At 38.8% G+C, this 17,999-nt stretch carries 14 protein-coding genes; 9 read left to right on the top strand and 5 right to left on the bottom strand.

Features of this window, described 5'->3' with window-relative positions:
• Nucleotides 1-3: 3 nt before the first annotated feature.
• The 6 genes from ACTF5Q_RS10710 to hflX all read left to right on the top strand — a co-directional run bounded on the left by ACTF5Q_RS10710 (nucleotide 4) and on the right by hflX (nucleotide 8,177).
• Entirely contained in the window at nucleotides 4-2,220 is a 2,217-nt protein-coding gene (locus ACTF5Q_RS10710; protein ID WP_438954626.1) for an ATP-binding protein, read from the top strand.
• Between the two features lie 22 nt (nucleotides 2,221-2,242).
• Complete coding sequence (gene ntrX / locus ACTF5Q_RS10715) at nucleotides 2,243-3,625, top strand: nitrogen assimilation response regulator NtrX (RefSeq protein WP_438954604.1); 1,383 nt, start codon at nucleotides 2,243-2,245, stop codon at nucleotides 3,623-3,625.
• 66 nt (nucleotides 3,626-3,691) lie between these two features.
• Complete coding sequence (trkA, locus tag ACTF5Q_RS10720) at nucleotides 3,692-5,068, top strand: Trk system potassium transporter TrkA (RefSeq protein ID WP_164377353.1); 1,377 nt, start codon at nucleotides 3,692-3,694, stop codon at nucleotides 5,066-5,068.
• Nucleotides 5,069-5,132: 64 nt separating this feature from the next.
• On the top strand, nucleotides 5,133-6,566 hold the full coding sequence (locus ACTF5Q_RS10725; protein ID WP_438954605.1) for a potassium transporter TrkG: 1,434 nt from the start codon (nucleotides 5,133-5,135) through the stop codon (nucleotides 6,564-6,566).
• Between the two features lie 100 nt (nucleotides 6,567-6,666).
• Nucleotides 6,667-6,906: an RNA chaperone Hfq gene (gene hfq / locus ACTF5Q_RS10730; protein ID WP_020044817.1), complete on the top strand. Its 240-nt coding sequence runs from the start codon at nucleotides 6,667-6,669 to the stop codon at nucleotides 6,904-6,906.
• Complete coding sequence (gene hflX, locus ACTF5Q_RS10735; RefSeq protein WP_438954606.1) at nucleotides 6,903-8,177, top strand: GTPase HflX; 1,275 nt, start codon at nucleotides 6,903-6,905, stop codon at nucleotides 8,175-8,177. Before hfq ends, hflX begins: the two co-directional genes overlap by 4 nt.
• Here hflX and ACTF5Q_RS10740 read toward each other — a convergent pair.
• Nucleotides 8,169-10,646 (bottom strand): penicillin acylase family protein, encoded by a 2,478-nt coding sequence (locus tag ACTF5Q_RS10740; protein ID WP_438954607.1) that lies wholly within the window; start codon nucleotides 10,644-10,646, stop codon nucleotides 8,169-8,171. The two genes, hflX and ACTF5Q_RS10740, sit on opposite strands and share 9 nt — an antisense overlap.
• 71 nt (nucleotides 10,647-10,717) lie before the next feature.
• Between ACTF5Q_RS10740 and ACTF5Q_RS10745 the strand changes: the two genes are divergently transcribed.
• Both ACTF5Q_RS10745 and ACTF5Q_RS10750 read left to right on the top strand, forming a co-directional pair.
• Entirely contained in the window at nucleotides 10,718-11,614 is an 897-nt protein-coding gene (locus tag ACTF5Q_RS10745) for an NAD(P)-dependent oxidoreductase (protein WP_438954608.1), read from the top strand.
• 403 nt (nucleotides 11,615-12,017) lie between these two features.
• The gene (locus ACTF5Q_RS10750) at nucleotides 12,018-14,705 is read left to right on the top strand and encodes an Rne/Rng family ribonuclease (protein WP_438954609.1); all 2,688 of its coding nucleotides are present in this window, start codon (nucleotides 12,018-12,020) and stop codon (nucleotides 14,703-14,705) included.
• Nucleotides 14,706-14,721: 16 nt separating this feature from the next.
• Here the strand turns inward: ACTF5Q_RS10750 and ACTF5Q_RS10755 are convergent, their stop codons facing one another.
• The gene (locus ACTF5Q_RS10755; RefSeq protein WP_153692076.1) at nucleotides 14,722-14,946 is read right to left on the bottom strand and encodes a sulfurtransferase TusA family protein; all 225 of its coding nucleotides are present in this window, start codon (nucleotides 14,944-14,946) and stop codon (nucleotides 14,722-14,724) included.
• Nucleotides 14,947-15,033: 87 nt separating this feature from the next.
• On the opposite strand from ACTF5Q_RS10755, the gene ACTF5Q_RS10760 reads away from it, so the two are divergent.
• Nucleotides 15,034-15,780: a cytochrome c biogenesis CcdA family protein gene (locus tag ACTF5Q_RS10760; protein ID WP_438954610.1), complete on the top strand. Its 747-nt coding sequence runs from the start codon at nucleotides 15,034-15,036 to the stop codon at nucleotides 15,778-15,780.
• Nucleotides 15,781-15,813: 33 nt separating this feature from the next.
• On the opposite strand, the gene ACTF5Q_RS10765 is transcribed toward ACTF5Q_RS10760, so the two are convergent.
• From ACTF5Q_RS10765 to ACTF5Q_RS10775, 3 genes are read right to left on the bottom strand one after another with little or no spacing between them, the layout of a single operon-like run.
• Complete coding sequence (locus ACTF5Q_RS10765) at nucleotides 15,814-16,032, bottom strand: ribbon-helix-helix domain-containing protein (protein WP_438954627.1); 219 nt, start codon at nucleotides 16,030-16,032, stop codon at nucleotides 15,814-15,816.
• A 16-nt stretch (nucleotides 16,033-16,048) separates the two neighbouring features.
• The gene (gene fumC, locus ACTF5Q_RS10770) at nucleotides 16,049-17,440 is read right to left on the bottom strand and encodes a class II fumarate hydratase (RefSeq protein ID WP_438954611.1); all 1,392 of its coding nucleotides are present in this window, start codon (nucleotides 17,438-17,440) and stop codon (nucleotides 16,049-16,051) included.
• Nucleotides 17,441-17,487: 47 nt separating this feature from the next.
• Nucleotides 17,488-17,949 (bottom strand): SspB family protein, encoded by a 462-nt coding sequence (locus ACTF5Q_RS10775; protein WP_438954612.1) that lies wholly within the window; start codon nucleotides 17,947-17,949, stop codon nucleotides 17,488-17,490.
• Nucleotides 17,950-17,999 lie beyond the last annotated feature (50 nt).

Genomic DNA, 17,999 nt, shown 5'->3' on the forward strand with positions numbered 1-17,999 from the left:
ACAATGCGGTTTTCACTAACCAGGTTTTTAAATACTAGGGCTTTCGATCGTTTAAGGGCTTCTTCAACTATTTATCTAGTTTTTCTAGGTCCGTTTTTGGCTTTTGTTACATATGTTGTTCTGGGCCCTTTTGATTTGCGAGCGCAGTCTAGGCTGCTCCAGCTAGTTTTATTGGCAGATCTTATATATGTAATCACAATAGTTGCGTTCGTAATATTGAGAATATTGCGGATTATTTCACAAAGAAGACAAAGGTCGGCTGGCTCGCAACTACATTTGCGTTTAACTGGATTTTTTACTGTAATGGCGTTGTTGCCCACAATTGGGGTAGCTATCTTTGCTACTTTCACGGTCAACATGGGGCTTGAGGCTTGGTTTTCTGACAGAGTTCAAAGTGTCATAGGTGCGTCAAGGTCTGCTGCTGAGGCCTATGAGACTGAACAGCGGCAAGCAATGGTAGAAGACATTACCGATTTAGCTAATGAGTTAGGGAATTTTAGAAAGAGTCGATTCGGCGTAGATTCATCTGAGTTTAGAACTCATTTGGCAAAGCTCCAACAAGAGATGCAAAGGGGAATGAAAGAGGCCTTCGTTATTGATGATAAAGGAAAAATAAAACTTAGGGGTTTTCGTAATTATGCATTTGATTACGATGAGCCAGAACCTTCACTTTTTGATGCTGCATTGAATCAAGTTCAGATTATTGAAGACTGGGACAATAATGAAATCCGTGCTTTGGTTTATATTGATGGTTTCCCTGGACATTACTTGTACGTAACCCGCTTGGTGGATGGGAATTTACTAAACTTACTTGATGACACACAGGAGACAGCATCTTTATACCAGCAACTGGAGAATGAAAAAGGCAAAGTGTTATTTAACTTTGCACTTGTCTATCTTGCATTTGCTATTCTCATGATTGTTAGCTCAGTTTTATTGGGCTTGTGGTTTGCAGAAAGACTATCTAGACCCATTGGTCGTTTGACTGGTGCTGCACAAAAAATTGCTGAAGGTGAACTTAATGTTAGGGTGCGAGAGGAATCCGGTGATGATGAAATAGCTCAGCTTTCTAAGCTGTTTAATCGTATGACAGTTCAGTTAAAGATACAACGTGATAAACTGTTACAAAATACCTCTCAAATTGATGAGAGACGGAGGCTCTTTGATAGTGTTTTGGCTTCTGTTACTTCTGGAGTAATCGGCTTAAATCCGAGTGGTAAAATATCCTTTATTAATCGTTCTGCTATCAGTTTGCTAAGCTGTGATCATAAAAATTTAGAAAATACTAAGCTCGATATATTAGTTCCAGAATTTGCACCAGTGTACACCGCGCTATTTGCTAACAATTTGAAGAGCTTTCAGCAAGAAATTAAGCTGTTGAGAGCAGGTAGATTGGAGAACCTTTTAGTCAGAATGGCGCCCATGAAAGATGAAGATGATAATATCGATGGTTTTGTCGTTGCTTTTGACGACGTTACGCAACTTGTGTCTGCTCAGAGAGCGGCTGCTTGGGGAGATGTAGCGCAGCGAATAGCTCATGAAATTAAAAACCCACTTACTCCAATTAGATTGTCAGCTGAGAGAATAAAGCGGAAGTTCATGCCTCTAGTGGACAGAGAGGGTGATACGCTAGCTAATATGACAGAAGTAATTGTTAGACAGACAAATGACCTTAGCCGAATTGTAGATGAGTTTTCAAAATTTGCAAGGATGCCTGAACCGGAAAAGCAGTCTGAGGATATCATTAAAGTTGTAAATTCTGCTATTTCACTACAAGAATCCGGCTTTCCAGAAATTTTATTTAAGAGAAACATTGTCAAAGGACCGATTATGTTTGAATTGGATGCAACCATGATTTCACAAGTTCTTATCAATCTCTTGAAAAATGCAGGGGAGTCGATTGAAAGTAGACAGAGTAAGGAAGAGTCTTCAGAAGTTAAGGGTCAAATAGACATTATTGTTGCGCGCCACGATACGTTTCTTGAAGTCTCAGTTGTTGATAATGGCATTGGTTTGCCTGCTGACAGAGCGCGATTGTTTGAGCCATATGTTACAACACGTGAAAACGGCACTGGCTTGGGTTTAGCTATAGTTAAGAAAATAATTGAAGAGCATGGTGGAACATTCCGACTGGAAGATGCCCCTAACTACAAAAATAGTAGGAAAGTTGGTGCTGCTGCCATAATAGAGCTACCGTATTTTGCAATGAGTGAGAATTGAGACTAAAACTTGGAGAAGAGCTATGAAAGATATCCTGATAGTTGATGATGAACGTGATATTCGCGAGCTCATTTCGGAGATATTAATAGACGAGGGATACCAAACAAGACTTTGTGGTAGTGCCGATGAGTGTCTTCAAGAATTAAAAAAATCTGTGCCTGGGCTATTAATACTAGATATTTGGTTAAAAGATAATGAAATGGATGGCATTGACATATTAGTAAAAACAAAACGGGAATTCCCTCAAGTTCCGGTTGTTATAATTTCAGGGCATGGAAACATTGAAATTGCAGTTGCTGCAATAAAGCAGGGTGCCTACGACTTTATTGAAAAACCCTTTAATATAGAACAGCTGCTTGTTGTTGTAAGGCGCGCTATGGAAACGTCTCGGTTGCGTCAGGAGAATTTTGAATTGAAACGCAAAGATACTCCTCTATCGGTTATGGTTGGTGAGTCAAATGTATTCAAAAATTTCGTAGCTAATTTGGACAAAGTTACAAAGACTAATGGGAGGGTCTTACTAACTGGTGGTTCAGGAAGTGGTAAAGAAATGGCAGCAAGATATATTCATGCAAATTCTGAACGGGCATCTAAACCATTTATAATTGTGAATTGTGCCTCAATTGCTCCGGATAGGATGGAAGATGTGCTGTTTGGCAGAGATGTTGGAAATAGTTTGCCATCTGATGGTTTGCTCTCGCAAGCCGATGGAGGCGTGATCTACTTTGATGAGATAGCAGATATGCCATTAGAGACGCAGTCAAAAATTTTAAGAGTACTCGTTGATCAGAAATTTCAAAGAGTAAACGGAAAGTCTGAGGTTAAAGTTGATCTTCGCGTAATTTCTTCAACATCTCAAGACTTAAGGGAAGCAATTAAGCAGCGATCTTTCCGAGAAGAGCTCTACCACCGACTTAATGTGGTCCCGATAAACGTACCGTCACTCTCACAAAGACTTGAAGATATTCCATTATTGTTTGAGCATTTTGCTAAAACTTTTCATGAAACGCAGGGTTTAAATTTTAGGCAGCTTTCACTCGAAGCATCAACGATGCTTCAGACTATGGCGTGGCCTGGTAATATAAGACAGTTAAAAAACATGGTTGAAAGAGTTCTTATTCTGGGCGACGGACAGGGAGACGTATCAATCGAGGATTTGCCCTCAGAAACAAAGTCAACAAATGAAAATTTGAATAATGTTGCCTCTGGTCCAATTGCAACGATGCCACTTAGAGAGGCAAGAGAGGCTTTTGAGAGAGAATATTTAGTAACTCAAATTAATAGGTTTAATGGAAATATTTCAAAGACCGCAAAGTTTGTGGGAATGGAGCGCAGTGCATTGCATCGGAAGTTGAAGTCACTAGGTGTGGTTTCGATTTCAAGGACTCAAAAAGAGGATGACTGATGATTTCAATGAATATTTAAAAAATAAAATTAATTCATCCATTTCTGATTATAACAGGAGCTAAGTATGAAAGTAATAATTTGTGGTGCTGGCCAAGTTGGGTGGCAAATAGCCCGTCATTTGTCGGGAGAACGCAACGATGTAACGGTAGTAGATAATGATCCAGAACTAATCCGCCGCGCTACAAATACTCTAGACGTTCAAGGTATCTCTGGATTTGCTTCTTATCCAGATATCTTGGATAGGGCGGGCGCGCGAGATGCTGATATGATTATTGCTGCAACTTATTCTGACGAAGTGAACATGGTTACCTGCCAAGTTGCACACTCAATTTTTTCGATCCCACGCAAAATAGCTCGGCTTAGAAGTCAGTCGTATCTAAATGCGATTTATTCTGATCTATACAGGCGAGACCATTTACCAATTGATGTAGTAATAAGTCCTGAAAGGGAAGTTGCCGACGCAGCATTGAAGCGAATGGCAGCACCCGCTGCATTTGACACTGAAATGTTTTTGAATGAAAAAGCACAACTTATCGCATTGAGGCTAGATGACGATTGCCCGGTTTTAAATACGCCACTAAAGCAGTTAACTGATTTGTTTTCGACACTTAGAACTATTGTTGTAGCCGTAAGACGTGAAGGCACTCTCTTTTCACCCGAGTCAGGCGACCAATTGTTTTCAGGCGATGAATGTTATCTTATGTGTCACGTGGATGATGCTTACAGATCTGTTGAGGTTTTTGGTAAGCCAAATTTGGAACAAAATCGGATAATTATAATTGGTGGTGGTAACGTAGGACAGAGAGTAGCCTCTAAACTCGAGGCAAACCAAAAAAAGATTTCCACAAAAATAATAGAAAAAAATATCACAATTGCTGAGGCAGCCGCCGAAAATCTTGAGAGAACTATCGTTTTAAACGGTGATGGATTAGACGTTAGTATTTTGTCGGAGGCTAATGTTTCTAGAGCCGATACAGTTTTAGCCATTACTGATGATGATAAAACAAATATGCTTGCTGCTGTTCGAGCTAAGGCTCAAGGATGTAAAATGGCCGTCGCGTTGATCAATGATCCTACATTAGTTCCATTAATGCAACCGCTTGGGATTGATGCCTACATTAATCCAAGAGCAACAACAGTTAGTTCGATTTTAAGACATATTCGACATGGTCGCGTTAAAGGTGTTTATGCAATAGGTGATGCTGAAGCTGAAATAATGGAAGCAGAGGTTCTGTCAACATCCCCAATTGCTGGACAAAAAATTCGTGATATTGAGTTTCCAGAAAGCGTGTTAATTGGCGGGCTAATTAAAAACGGAGAATTTGTTAAGCCTTCTGGAGGAACGTTGATCGAAGAGGGTGATACAATAGCCCTTTTCACAATGGCTGAGGACATTCCCGAAGTAGAACGGCTTCTGCAAGTTTCTATAGACTTTTTTTAAGATGAGGCTCTCATTTATAGATAGGGCAATTTTTTTACAATTATTTGTAATAATTTCCTTATTAATGATTATACCTTCTATAATTGCATTTGCAGAAAAAGATTATTTTGTTGGTAGAACGTTTTTGTACAGCAGCTTTGCTGGTGTATTTGTCTTTCTGTTAATCTCTATTGCATTGAGTAATATTCCTAAAACGCAAAATAATTTTGATCAGCTAGTTTCATTTATTCTTTCATATCTATTTTTACCAGTATTTATGGCTATGCCGATGGTTCTTTGTTTTGATTATGTTAGTTTTTTGGACGGTTGGCTTGAAATGGTGAGCGCTTTTTCAACTACGGGTTTAAATATCACTCCTGTTGGGACATCAGATGGAAGTGCTTTTCAGTTATGGCTAGCGATGGTTTCGTGGATCGGTGGTATATTTTTTTGGATAGGTGCAGTAAGTATTTTGTTGCCTTTAAATATTAGTAAATTTGAAATTGGTGTTACTGATTTTCCAAGTGGACTGTCAAATGAGGCTCATACAAGTAGTAATTCAGTAATAAATTATGCACGGCAATTAATTCCAATTTACATCGCAATTACAATTTCTTTATGGCTTTTCTTAACTCTCGCAGGCGTTCCGGCTTTCAAAGCTGTTTTAATGTCCATGTCTGTAATATCGACTTCTGGCTTTGAGGCAACGAGCTATAATGCAACTAATATTTTCATTGTAGAGGGGATTATTTTGTTATTTTTTGTCTTTGCATTGTCAAAATCATTATTCATACGTGATATCAATGAAATACAGAAGTTTAGAATTTTTAAAGATCCTGAAATTCGCTTAGCTTTAATCATTATTTTGACTGTAACGGTTCTTATTTTTGCTAATTCTTTTATTGTAATGATTTCAGAAAATGCCAAAATAAGCATAATATTCCTTTTTAAACATTTATGGGGGATATTTTTCACTGTTACGTCATATTTAGTCACCATGGGTAATGAAAGTAACGTATGGTTTAAAGATCTGCATTCCCCCACAGCAGAGATGACAGTAGTTGCACTTATGGGCCTAACTATAATTGGGGGGGGCGTTGCCACTACGGCTGGGGGAGTAAAATTATTAAGGGTCTATATTCTTTACAGGAATGCTGCTCAGGAAGTTGATATGATGCTGCACCCAAATTCAATTCCTTCAAAAAAAGGTAAAGGATTAATTTCAGATAACAAAAGTAATCGTCTCATGGCATGGATATTTTTTATGCTTTTTATGGCCGCATTGGCTTTTTTTACTTTTACATTTTCAATGCTTTTTGATGATATTGGACCAGGCCTTGCTCTCTCGGTTTCTGCACTTACTACCACAGGACCTCTATTTGTTAATGTCGGATATGAATTATTAATTAATGACCTAAACCAAATATTTAAATTTTTGCTTGGAGTAGCAATGATATTAGGTCGCCTTGAAATATTGGTTATAGTTGCTCTAATATCTCCTTCAGTTTGGAGTAAATAATTTAAGGGATCAATATCTCCCTGAGATTGATTTCTAAATTAGCTGTTGTTATTTACATTTTTATGCCAATATAATCTAAAACAATAAATGAGGCTAATAAATGGCATCCGATCGTCAGAATTTACAAGACGCATTTTTAAATCAGGTTCGCAAAGAAAAAAACTCGGTAACGGTTTTTCTTATAAATGGTGTTAAATTACAGGGTGTAATCACCTGGTTTGATAACTTTTGCATACTTTTACGTCGCGATGGACAGTCCCAGCTTGTCTATAAACATGCTATTTCTACGATAATGCCTTCTCAAAACGTTTCGTTGTATGATGGAGAAGAGCCTAGTTGAATCAGGTAGATCGTGCAAAGACTCGGATTTGGGTCCTTCAGGTTGAATTACGGTCTAATTTTAATGAAACAGAAGCTAATTTTAAGCTTGAGGAAGCGGTTTCACTTTCAACTGCGTTACCTGAGCTAGAGTTGGCAGGCTCTCAGGTAGTAAAAATTTCTTCGTTTAACCCTTCAGCGATTTTTACAAAGCAAAAGCAAAACGATCTACATCGTTTATTTGCATTTAATAATGTGAATATTGTTTTCATTAATTGCAATGTATCTCCTGTTCAGCAAAAAAATCTTGAAAAAGCTTGGAATGTAAAACTGCTCGATCGTACAAGTTTAATATTGGAGATTTTCTCAAATAGGGCCGCAACAAGAGAAGGTGTATTGCAAGTTGAAATGGCAGCTCTTTCGTATCAGCGCACGAGACTTGTCAGGGCTTGGACGCATTTGGAAAGACAGCGTGGTGGATTAGGTTTTGTTGGAGGTCCTGGAGAAACACAGATTGAATCTGATAAAAGAGCAATTGACTCTCAATTGAAGAGCCTTGGAGGTCAACTGCGAAAAGTGGTCAAAACTAGAGAATTGCACCGGAAAAGAAGATCTAAAACAGCCACGCCAATTGTTTCGCTTGTTGGATATACTAATGCTGGAAAATCAACACTTTTTAACAAACTAACAAATGAAGACGTTTTGTGCAAAGATATGCTATTTGCAACTCTTGATCCTACACTTCGTATTTCTAAATTACGTTCTGGGGTTTCTGTAATAATTTCCGATACTGTAGGTTTTATATCGGATTTGCCTACTGAGCTTATTGCTTCGTTCCGTTCAACTCTAGAAGAAGTCTTAAATTCTGATGTGATTTTACATGTCCGAGATATTAGTCATCCTAATTCTGATAACCAATCTCAAGATGTGTTAGGCATTTTAGAAAAGATTGGGTTAGATGAGAATATTCCGGTTTTGGAGGTCTGGAACAAAATAGATTTACATCCAGAATGTCAAAAAATGCAACAACCCGATATAAGTTTAAATAAAAGAAAAATTTATCCAGTTTGTGCCGCTTCTGGACTGGGTTTGGAAAATCTTAAGACAGGTATTATCAATGTGATGTCGTCAAGATATAGTAAGGACATTAGGAGCGTATCTACGACTGATGGTAAAAAAAGGGCTTGGCTATACAGAAATGGGGTGGTTGAGTCTGAGCGCTTAGTAGATGAAAACTATAGAATGGTCTTAAGGTGGAGCGAAAAACAAAGGAAGCAGTTCGATCTATTGTAATTTTGATGCAGGAATAATTTTTGTAGTCCCAGTTGATGCAGCCCTGGCCAGATCTAGGTCAAGAGACATTGTAATATATTCACCACGACGCCACAATTGCCCAAGATCATCATAATGTCTTGAGAATAAATGACCAGATTGTCCTGTAGAAATTACATAGAGTGAGCTGTCTGGATCGGAAAAATCATAAACCCCTCGGTAAACGGCTGCATGAACGTTTTCAAATGGGTTATAAGGATCTCCAGAACTTAACCCTCTTTGTAGTGTGAAATCACCGCCAGATACGGATTGCCTTAAGTTAATTAATAGATTTAATACCGGAATATGTCCCAATGTTAAATGGTCGTGCATCGCTATGTGAGCATCTCCCCATCTAAGAGAGGTAATGTCAATTTTATACATGTCCTTGAGCTCAGATACTGCGTCATAAAGTGCAAGTTCTGCCACTTTTTCACAATTTTCCAAAGGAACACTTTGCACAATATCACACCACTCTGATGCGCCTTCTATATTTCTGAACACACGTTCCAGAAAGATAGGGTCAAAATTTCTGAATTCTTGCGAAAGCACTCCTAATTCATCCTGGATCAGTCTTTTTTGCAAGTTTTGCATCCATGAATAAAAAATTAAGGGTTCTGGTAGATGTTCATTCATTTCGCCATTCCACTCTGCAAGTAGCTTAAGTGCTACTTTCACATCTTGATCCAAGTCTGAATTTAAATTTGTTATTGGCTTGTACCACAGATTGGCTCCAATAATTGGGAGTAATGATTTTGCAGGAAAGCTTACTGTATCTAATTGTGCCTCTATAAAGCTTTCTCTTGTGTGAACTTTTCGAGATCCGAGTAGACGGGATAATCGTTCAATTCTCTGAGTATCGCCCCAATCAAATGAAATATGATTAGGAAATTTGTCATCTGAAATTTTATTGTTTGTATTTGTAATTAATCCATTTTTGGGATTAACAAATCGTGGATTATTATCGTAAGGTTCATATCCTAACCATCTATTTTCTTTTACATATCCGAGACTTGGCAAACGACCTTTAGTAGCGTGATTAGCGTTTCTAATTGGAAGTCTTCCAGCCAGCTGAAGAGCTATATTTTGATTATCGGTTATAGTGTAATTCAATGAGGGTGCTACATGTTTCTCAAGAGCTTTTAAAGCAGTGGAAAGATCTTTGGAATGGGTTAGGTTGATTAGGGCAGAAATTGACGTATCCTTAGGAGAAAGCATAGTCCAACTTAACGCCATTTCATGATCTTCAGGAGTAATATCAAAAATTTGTGAGGTTTTTTTATTCAAAATGGGTCCGTTTTCACTCCATTTTAATATAATTTTTTTTGATTTATCCCCTTTTATTTTTATGTAAGTCTCTTCTGTTCTAAACTTCTTCCACCCATTTAGAGATCTATACATAGAGCTATCACTCTCCCTTACTTCTTCTGCATATAGATCTTGATCATCAGCATATGAGGCAGATATACCCCAACCTATATAAGGAGTTCGCCCAGCAACTATTGTGGGTATTCCTGGTATCGTTCCACCTATGACCCCACCACTCGATAAATCTAAATGAGCCAAATAAAATTGGCTAGGTACACTTAATTTAAAATGGGGGTCATTTGCCAGTAACGTGCCATCAGCTGCTGTTCTATCGTTTCTCGCTGCGAAAGAGTTTGAGGCGCCAGCAAATCGATTATTGGAGAAACTGGTAAAGAAGTTTGAGTTAACCTTCATTTTTGGGGGAGATATAGAAACGTTTCTATCCAGTTTTCGTAGAACCTCCATAGTGGCTTCTCCAGTCGGTACTGGAGAGTCTGGTAAAATGTCTTTTACCCTTTTCGGGTCGGGAAGAGTTATTAGAGTTCTTGCTCTTAGGATTTCTTTTGCATAGTGGCTAGTTGAATTCACAGCGAACAATTTCAGAAGTGCAATACTGTCCGCAGGATGCCATGACGCTAATGGTATGTTGTACAAGAGTAATTCTGGAGCTCCACGCCCGAGTGATTCACGATTAATTTCCATAAATCTAGCATTCACACCTGCCGCGTAAGCCTCTAAAAACCTTTTTGTCCTGTCATCCTGCGCAACCACCGAGTCCTGAGCAAGGGAGTATATATTTATGCGTCTCATAAATTCATCTAAGGGGAGCGCTTGCTTTCCGAAAATCTCAGAGAGTCTGCCCTGTGCCGTCAAGCGGTCCACCACTAATTGCCAAAGCCTATCTTGTGCATGTGCATACCCTAGGCCAAAGTACAGATCAGTATCATTTTTGCCGTATATATGAGGTATATTAAAGGTGTCACGCACGATCTCAATAGGAGCTGTTACTCCGGGTAATTCAACACTTTTATCGTAGTCGGGAATTGATCTGAGTACGATGTAAAAAATAAAAGCTAATATAATTAAGGATAAAATTAGGGATCCACCAATTATTCTAAATATCCAGTGTAGAACTCTTGCCATTTTTTCCTCTTGATGACCGAATGGCTATTGAAACTTCATAGATTGTAAACCAAAATTAGCAAAATCAGAAATTGAGGGGAAATGCTATGGCAAAAATTGCTTTTTTAGGTTTAGGAGTAATGGGGTACCCTATGGCTGGACATCTTGCCACTGCAGGGCACAAAATCACTGTTTACAATAGAACTCTTTCAAAGGCTAAAAAGTGGAATTCAGAATTCAAGGGAAGTATTGCTGAAACTCCATACAAAGCTGTCAAGGATGTAGATTTTGTTATGTCATGTGTGGGAAATGACAACGATCTTCTAGATATAACAATCGGTGAACACGGTGCTTTTCCCAATATGAAAAAGGGAGCACTTTTTATTGATCATACAACAGTATCAGCCCAAGTAACTGAAAAGCTTTATAAAAAATCACAAGAGCTTGGTATTAGGTTTATTGATGCTCCTATTTCCGGTGGGCAAGCAGGAGCAGAAAACGGCGTATTGTCAATAATGTGTGGTGGGGATGAAGGAGATTATAAACTGGCTGAGCCGATTTTAGAGATATATTCGAAGATTTGTCGTCGAATTGGAGACACCGGCGCCGGGCAGAAAACAAAAATGTGCAATCAAATAGCTATAGCAGGGTTGGTGCAGGGGCTCTCAGAAGCACTTCATTTTGCAGAAAAATCTGGATTGGATGGAAATGCGGTTATTGAGGTGATTTCTCAGGGTGCTGCTGGGAGTTGGCAGATGTCTAATCGTTACGAAACCATGCTCAAAAACGAGTTTGAGCATGGTTTTGCAGTCGATTGGATGCGTAAAGATTTAAAGATTTGTTTGGATGCTGGAGATAGTAACGGCGCATCCTTACCCGTAACCTCTCTTGTTGATCAATTTTATAAAGATATTCAAAAAATGGGTGGCGGTCGCTGGGATACATCAAGTCTTTTTAAGCGACTTAGAGCAATTGATGGTCTTAACTAAGTCAGTAAGATTAGCTGAAAATAACATAATCGTGTAATTTTCGATTGTGTTTTGGTAGATTTTTCAATTAATAACAAATCAGTACTATTGAAAAATATAGTGTTTAAAGAGTTTTAGGGTTTGATGCAGCGCGAGCTTAGCGAGTTTAACTGCGCAAGACCTTCTGGTCTAAAACAGATCAATCGTCCTATTCTAAGAGGATGGTAGTTTATAATTGGTGAACAAAGTTTGCCGGAGATGTTAACGCGATGAAACGTACTGATTGCACTTCTTTTATAACAGTGGCATCTGGCCCCGTACATGAGGGCCCTTGTACAAATTTTATCGCCCAAATGGGATGCGGCAGGAAAGAAGCTAATTTTTTCAAAGAAATTGTTTCCATACCTGCATGTATATATATTTTATGCCTAAAAAAATGCTTATTGATGCCGCACATGCTGAGGAAACTCGCGTCGTTGTGGTTGACGGAAACCGCGTCGAAGAATTTGATTTTGAATCTGAGACAAGGAGACAGCTAGCAGGTAATATTTATCTTGCTAAAGTAACACGAGTTGAGCCAAGTCTGCAGGCTGCTTTTGTTGACTATGGTGGAAATCGCCACGGATTTTTGGCCTTCTCCGAGATTCATCCTGACTATTATCAGATTCCAATAGCCGATAGAGAGGCTCTGATGGAAGAAGAGCGTGCTTATGCTGACGCACTGCGCGAACAGGAGGAAAATGCTCAAGCTGAGAAAAAACGTAGTAGGGTAAAAACTAGATCAAAAGATACTAAATCTGCCGACTTTATTGAAAAACAGGATTTAAATGAGGGGGATGCGAGCCAGCTCTTAGAGAGTGATGTACCAGGTTCTGAGGAGGATCAGAACGGATCGTTCGGTAAACTAGACAAGGACGCTTTAGAAAATACTCGTGAGATTAATCCTGGCTTAGAAGCTGGTCCAGATAATAAACCTGCTGCTGAGGAAACTACGGATATAGATCAAGACGATTCATCTGAAGATAGCTTAGATGAAATTGAATCTGTTTCTGAAACTGATGATCCATTAGATTTAGTGATCGCAAGTAAGCCAAGACCCCGCCGCTATAAAATCCAAGAAGTAATTAAAGTGCGGCAAATTTTATTAGTTCAAGTAGTGAAAGAGGAGCGTGGAAATAAGGGAGCGGCATTAACAACTTACTTATCTCTTGCGGGTCGTTATTGTGTTCTAATGCCAAACACAGCCAGGGGAGGAGGGATAAGTAGGAAGATAACTAATGCCGTAGATAGAAAAAAATTAAAAGAGATTGCCGGTGGTATAGAGGTTCCCTCAGGTGCTGGTTTGATAGTACGTACCGCAGGTGCAAAGAGAACTAAGACTGAGATCAAAAGAGATTATGAATATTTGCAGAGGTTATGGGAGCAAATAAGAGAGTTAACTTTAAAATCTATCGCTCCAACAAAAATTTATGAAGAGGGTGATCTTGTAAAACGTTCAATACGCGATTTGTACAATAGAGATTTAGATGAAGTATTAGTTGAAGGAGAGGCAGGCTACAAAATCGCAAAAGATTTTATGCGCATGATTATGCCTAGTCACTCGAAAAACGTTAAACATTACAATGATCCCCTTCCTCTATTCTCCAGGTATCAAGTGGAAACTTATCTTACGTCGATGTTTAACCCAGTAGTGCAGTTAAAGTCAGGCGGATATCTAGTAATTGGAGTTACGGAAGCTCTTGTAGCGATAGATGTAAACTCTGGACGTGCTACAAAAGAGGGTTCGATTGAAGACACTGCTTTAAAGACTAATCTAGAAGCCGCTGAGGAAGTGTCCCGTCAATTGCGCTTACGTGATCTTGCAGGTTTAATTGTTATTGACTTTATAGATATGGAGGACCGCAGAAATAACTCTGCTGTTGAACGTAAATTAAAGGATAAGCTGAAGACAGATCGGGCTAGAATTCAGGTTGGACGAATTTCCGGTTTTGGACTTCTTGAAATGAGTAGACAGAGACTCAGGCCGGGAATGATAGAAGCAACAACTCAGAATTGTCCTCATTGTCATGGAACTGGATTGATTAGATCTGAAGAGAATTTAGCTTTGACCATAATACGTCAAATAGAAGATGAAGGTGTACGTGGCCGTTCTAGAGAAGTTGTGGTTAATTGCCCAGTTTCAGTTGCAAATTTCATAGTTAACCAGAAACGCGACCATATCGCAAATATCGAGGCTCGGTTCTCACTATTTGTAAGAATAAATGCTGACACTGCTTTAGTCAGTCCAGAATATTCAATTGAAAAGTTAAAAACTTCATCACGACCTCTAAGCGAGAAACAAGTAAGTTCTGAGCCATCAACAGCGATCAGTGCATCAGACGTAGAAATGTTAGATGAAAATGATAGCGAGCCGTTATCTTCAATATCTGAGAAATCAAAGCAAGATGATGATAGTAAACCTAAAAAACGTAGAAGAAGGCGAAGACGAAAGCCCCGTACTGGTGGCGATGAGCAAGATGTCACAGCTAATGAAAGTACCGAGAAAGAGAGTGAAGCTGCTTCTGCGAACTTAGAAATTAGTTCTGAAATAAATAGTAGTGTTTCTGCTGAACCGGATGCGGCGGAAACAAATCTGTCTAAAGACGACGAACTAAAATCGCCTGAATCAAAACGAAAACGTACAACAAGAAAAGTTCGAACAAGTGATGCGAAGCAAGACAGCTCTGATAACGCTAATGTTAAGAATGGTATGGGCGTAACTGCCACTGAGCTACCAAAAAATGAAAATGATGTTAAAATATCAAAGGCAAAGACTAATCCACGAGGTCGAAAAAAAGCTACTAAAGATGACGCTATTATTGACGATCAAGATATATTAGCTGAAAGTGCTTCAGTTCTTAAAAGTGATGTTTCCGAGAAAAAAGAAGGGAAAAATGACACGAAAGTAACTAAGCCTAAATCAAGTAGAACCAAGAAAGTTACACCATCCACTGATAAATCAAAAAATTTGGATAGGGAGGTAAAACCATCTGATTTAGATGATCAGTCAGAGCCAGTAAAAGAAGAAACAAAGAAGACGCGGAGACGAGGATGGTGGTCTAAAAATAGTTAAATATTAAATATACTATCTATTTTTTGACCTTGTATCTTGTTGAACCTTTCTCGCCAGGCTCTTTTGAAATCAATGTGTGACCTGTTTCGTTGCAAAAATGTGGAATGTCTATGGCTGCAGCTGGATCGTCCGCAAGAACCAGAACTATATCTCCAAGCTCCATGGATTTAAGATGCTTTCTGAGTTTTAGCACCGGTAGTGGGCAAAGAAGACCTGTAGCGTCTAAAATTTTTTCTCTCATGTTACGTTTGTAGCTTTTTTCTATAATACGTCTATTTAAAAGTCTTAGTGTATCTGGTTAATTAAGATAAGTTAATAAGGATAATCGATGCTTGGAATTGATATTTTTGACGCTTCTATATTGCCTGCAGCTTTAGTTTCAGTTCTGGCTGGCCTTATTTCTTTTCTAAGTCCATGCGTTTTACCGATAGTGCCACCCTACTTAGCTTATATGAGTGGAATTTCGTTAGATACTTCCAGCCAAAAAAGGAATGTAAAAGTTGTTCTGGTAGCAACTTCGTTCGTACTTGGGCTTTCTACTGTTTTTCTCATTCTTGGTCTTGCTGCTTCATCATTTGGCATTCTTTTACTGGGGCACAAGGATTTTTTAACTACTCTTGCTGGGCTGTTAATTATGGGCTTCGGATTACATTTTTTAGGTATAGTCCAAATTCCATTACTAAACAGAGAAGTTAGATTTGACACAGGCAAAATCGGAGGTTCATTTTTTGGAGCTTATCTTCTAGGTCTTGCATTTGCCTTTGGTTGGACGCCTTGTATTGGCCCTCAACTTGGTGCAATTCTAAGTTTGGCGGCCAGCGAAGCTTCGTTACATAAAGGATTGATTTTACTTGGTTTTTATGCACTTGGTTTAGGGGTTCCATTTATCGTAGTGGCGGCATTTTTGTCAAAAATGGGGAATACATTAAACTATTTTAAGCGCAATTTCGCAATTATTGAGCGTATTATGGGGCTTCTACTTTGGACGGTCGGTCTCTTGATGCTGTCTGGTGGATTTACCGATTTATCTTTTTGGTTGCTCGAGACTTTTCCTGTTTTAGGAACTCTAGGTTAGTCTTTATTTGGACAAAAAAATTAAAGTTAAAGTCTACTTTTTCTTGAGATGGTGTTTTAAAACAAATTCTCTTAACTCTGTCGCAAGACCACTTTTCTCGAAATTTCTACTTTCATCTATTTTGGCAACAAGTTGGTTTATTGATAGCTCTTCCTCTTTAGCAATATTTTTAAGTTCCTCCCAAAAAAGGTCCTCTAGGGAGACCGAGGTATTGTGTCCGTTAAGAATAAGAGATCTTTTTCGGGGTCGCATTTTCTGAAGATTAATTTTAGGTAGGTCCAACCATATTTTCTGGTTTTACAATTTCATCGAAGGTTTCATCGTCAACAAAACCTAGTTTTACTGCTTCTTCTTTTAGAGTTGTTCCATTTTTATGGGCAGTTTTTGCGACTGTTGTGGCGTTGTCATAACCTATCTTAGGTGCGAGCGCAGTGACTAACATTAAACTTTCTCGCATTAATTTTTCAATTCGATGTTTATCTGCCTTTAAATTTTTTATCAGGTTATCAGTAAAGGCAGAACAAGCATCTCCTAACAGCTGCATTGACTGTATGACATTATAAGAAATCATCGGTTTGAATACATTCAATTCAAAATGTCCCTGGGAGCCTGCAAGACCAACGGCAGCATCATTGCCAATGACTTGAGCACAAACTTGCGTAAGGGCTTCACACTGTGTTGGGTTTACCTTTCCGGGCATTATTGATGAACCCGGTTCGTTTTCTGGCAAAATAAGCTCACCTAAACCACAACGGGGCCCGGACCCCAAAAACCTTATGTCGTTAGCAATCTTAAAAAGACCTGCTGCTAAAGTTTTTAAACTTCCTGACATTTCTACCATAGCATCGTGTGATGCTAGCGCTTCAAACTTATTTGGGGCGGAGACAAATGGAAGCTTAGTCTCCTCAGCGATGTATTTTGCCACTGTATTATCCCATCCAACGGATGTATTTAAGCCAGTACCAACCGCCGTGCCTCCTTGGGCTAACTCGTAAATATCTTCTAGAGATTTTTCAATTCGGTCAATTCCCTTTTGAACCTGATGCCTGTAGCCTGAAAATTCCTGAGATAAAGTCAAAGGGGTTGCATCCTGCGTATGGGTGCGACCAATTTTAATTATTCCCTCAAATTCAACTATTTTTACATCTATAGCGTCCACAAGTTTTCTTAAAGTGGGTATGAGTGTATTGTGGGCCGTACTTGCAGTAGCTATGTGCATTGCGGTGGGGAATGTATCATTTGATGATTGACCCATATTGCAATGATCATTTGGATGAATAGGGTCTTTTGAACCAATAGTTCCACCTAATAATTCAATGGCACGGTTTGCAATGACTTCATTTGCGTTCATATTAGATTGGGTTCCCGAACCTGTTTGCCAAACGACTAACGGAAAGTGATCATCTAGTTTACCTGCAATAACCTCTGAGGCGGCCTCCACAATCGCCATTCCATGAGGTTTATTTAATTTTCCGGCTTCCACATTGGCTAAGGCGCAAGCCTTTTTTATTACACCGAGTGCTCGAATTATCGCGGCTGGTTGTTTTTCCCATCCAATTGGAAAATTCAAAATTGAGCGTTGGGTTTGAGCGCCCCAATATTTTGAATTTGGCACTTGTAATGGGCCAAAGCTATCAGTTTCGGTACGAGTTTCTGTCATCTATTTTATTTCTTCAATAATTTATATTCTAATCTAATTTCGGGAATTCATTTTCTGAAGCTGTCTAAACTTACAACATCACCTTTTTTCTTTGAACTTTCTTTTTCTTTCACAGTTGTTTGATCCATATCAGAAACTTGAGGTAATTCGTCATCCTCATTTTGCTCAAATCGAAGTCCAAATTCTACTGATGGATCTACAAATGTTAAGATTGAAAGGAATGGAATGACCAAAGGCTCGGGTTGATCACCAAAATTTAATGTGATGCTAAAACCGTCCTTTTTTACATCAAGTCCATCAAACCAATGCTGAATAACGATAGTCATTTCTTCAGGGTATCTTTGGCGAAGCCATTCAGAAATTTCAACACCTTCCACTGTAGTGTCGAAGGTTATAAAAAAATGATGCTCTCCTGGAAGGCCATTTTTTTCAACATCTTTTAGAACATCAAAAATTAGAGTACGCATTGCTTTGTGCATCAATGTTCCGTAGTCGATGTTTTTACTCATGTTTAAGGCCTCTAAATAATTATGAGCACAATAGAAATAATTCAAAAAAA

This window comes from Candidatus Salinivivens marinus (assembly GCF_965655845.1).
Lineage (GTDB): Bacteria > Pseudomonadota > Alphaproteobacteria > Rhodobacterales > Rhodobacteraceae > Salinivivens > Salinivivens marinus.